At 67.5% G+C, this 797-nt stretch carries 2 pseudogenes; both read right to left on the bottom strand.

The features are described from left to right. Nucleotides 1–469: pseudogene (locus MOV75_RS40230) on the bottom strand (permease); the annotation flags it as partial. Beyond that, a pseudogene (locus MOV75_RS40235) lies at nucleotides 466–797 on the bottom strand (ABC transporter ATP-binding protein); the annotation flags it as partial. The pseudogenes MOV75_RS40235 and MOV75_RS40230, both read right to left, overlap by 4 nt.

Genomic DNA, 797 nt, shown 5'->3' on the forward strand with positions numbered 1-797 from the left:
CGCCGAACGCCGCGAGCCAGCGCGGCCCGCCGCCGACCACGAGCACGTCGATGAAGGGCGTCGAGAACAGCAGCGCCATCGCAGTGACGGTCAGCGCGATCGCGGCGATGCGGACCGAGAACAGATTGGCTAGCCTCGCCGGCGAGGACATGATCAGGTCGAGATCGGCGCGGGCGTAAAACACCCGCGTCACCGATTCGATCGCCTGCGACAGCATCAGTGTCCAGGCCAGAAAAATCGTCGCCGAGATCACGATCAGCGAGGATTTGTCGAGCGGCAATTTCAGATCGGCGAAACGGCCGATCACCGCCCAGGCCGGCAGGTGCAGCAGCGCGGCGAAGCAGATCAGGCCGATGACAGCGGCGCGCGTCCGCTTGCGTCGTCCGCCGGTCATCATGGCGAGCGATTCGCGCCAGGCGAGCCGGAGCTCGTGGCGGGCAAACCAGGAGAGCGCGGTTGCCGAGCTCATGCGGCTTCCGCAAGCGTCACCAGCGCGATGAAGAGATCCTCCAAGCTGGTGTCGGCATGGCCGTTCTGCTGGCGCAATTCGGTGAGCGTGCCTTCGGCGACCAGGCGGCCCGAGGCGATCACGCCGATGCGGTCCGCCATCCGCTCGGCCACTTCGAGAATATGGGTGGTCATGATGACGGTGCAGCCGGCGCGGACGCGCGCGCTGAGAAGACCCTTCACGTGGCGGGCGGAGACGGCATCGAGCCCCGTCAGCGGCTCGTCGAGGATGATGAGGCGGGGATCGTGCACCAGCGCGCCGGCCAGCGCCACCTTCTGGCGCATGCCCT

This window comes from Bradyrhizobium sp. PRIMUS42 (assembly GCF_023006515.1).
Lineage (GTDB): Bacteria > Pseudomonadota > Alphaproteobacteria > Rhizobiales > Xanthobacteraceae > Bradyrhizobium.